Genomic DNA, 1,133 nt, shown 5'->3' with positions numbered 1-1,133 from the left:
CAGCGCTGGAACAGGCTCCTTCTAGCGCGTCAGAAGGCAACGAACCCCGAATACAACATGCTATCACCCTGAGGAGGCCCGGGAACGAGGCTGCGCGTTGACGTGATACGCAACAGCGACTAAGTTGTCGTCAAGACGTAGACACAAGCCGAGACATGGACGCCAGAAACAAGGGAACGGATACGTTCACTAGCTGCTTACAACTGGGCTGCATGCAGCCTAAGGACTTCATCCCTATGCAAAACTGGAAGGGCTTTGTAAATATTGCAAGATGGACACTTTTTGCAGTTTCTCTCTGCTGGACTATTTTTTTAGTATCTAAATGCATGTCAAGATAATGTGCGGCGGCCAGTGGCCGCCGCATCAAAACGGTTACAGCTTGCCCTGGATGTTAGCTGATGACGGCCTGCAGGCGGCTTGCAGATTCATCGAATGTGTACACCAGGACGTGCCGTACGAACCTCAATGCAGCGCTATCCCCAGTTGCGGTAGTGGTTTTCGAAATCGCCGTCGTTCCAGTTTTCGAATAGCGGTTCGGAATCTTGACTTCCAAGATGCCGTTCAATGCTAGGTCGATTTTTATAGTAGAACGCTGTTCCAACTCCGGCAGCGATACCTGGAACAGCCCCAGCCGCCGTGCTTATCGTTTGCACTCCGCTGACCACGCTGTCCAAGGTTGCCATTTTGTCCTCAAGCTCTTCCTTCGTCGGTTTGCGATACTTAGGGAAGTCGATGGGGGCCTTCACGCCCGGGGCGTTTCCCTGCACCAGCACGCCCTGCGGTTCCTGCGGTTGCGCCTCCTGCTGCCTCTGCTGTTCCTGGGCCTGAAGGAACGCTTCGGCCTGTCTCTCGGTATACGGCATCGTGTTGTCTCCGTGGTTCGCGTGGGCACGGCGGGGTGTCCCCGGTTCGCTCCATCGGCCTGCCCGCCCAGGCGGCCATGACCGGGCGGCGTCAGCGGCCGCCCTGGGCCTGCTTCCTGGCGTGGCGTTTGCGGACCACCTTCTCGGAGATGGCGCGCATCTCCTTGTAGAACTCCAGGGCCTCGTGGGGGCAGCGCTGGAACAGGCTCCTTCTAGCGCGTCAGAAGGCAACGAACCCCGAATACAACATGCTATCACCCTGAGGAGGCC

At 57.4% G+C, this 1,133-nt stretch carries 2 protein-coding genes; one reads left to right on the top strand and one right to left on the bottom strand.

Annotated features, from left to right (window positions below; translation table 11 throughout):
* Positions 1-473: 473 nt before the first annotated feature.
* On the bottom strand, positions 474-863 hold the full coding sequence (locus NNJEOMEG_RS20225; RefSeq protein ID WP_173087283.1) for a hypothetical protein: 390 nt from the start codon (positions 861-863) through the stop codon (positions 474-476).
* Positions 864-898: 35 nt separating this feature from the next.
* On the opposite strand from NNJEOMEG_RS20225, the gene NNJEOMEG_RS21080 reads away from it, so the two are divergent.
* Positions 899-1,033: a hypothetical protein gene (locus tag NNJEOMEG_RS21080; protein WP_268885707.1), complete on the top strand. Its 135-nt coding sequence runs from the start codon at positions 899-901 to the stop codon at positions 1,031-1,033.
* Positions 1,034-1,133 lie beyond the last annotated feature (100 nt).

The organism is Fundidesulfovibrio magnetotacticus (assembly GCF_013019105.1).
Taxonomy (GTDB): Bacteria; Desulfobacterota; Desulfovibrionia; order Desulfovibrionales; family Desulfovibrionaceae; genus Fundidesulfovibrio; species Fundidesulfovibrio magnetotacticus.
This window is presented reverse-complemented; position numbering and strand designations above follow the sequence as displayed.

Excerpts from the sequence above, each read along its gene's own strand:
- NNJEOMEG_RS20225 (WP_173087283.1), bottom strand. The coding sequence starts at position 863 with ATGCCGTATACCGAGAGACAGGCCGAAGCGTTCCTTCAGGCCCAGGAA.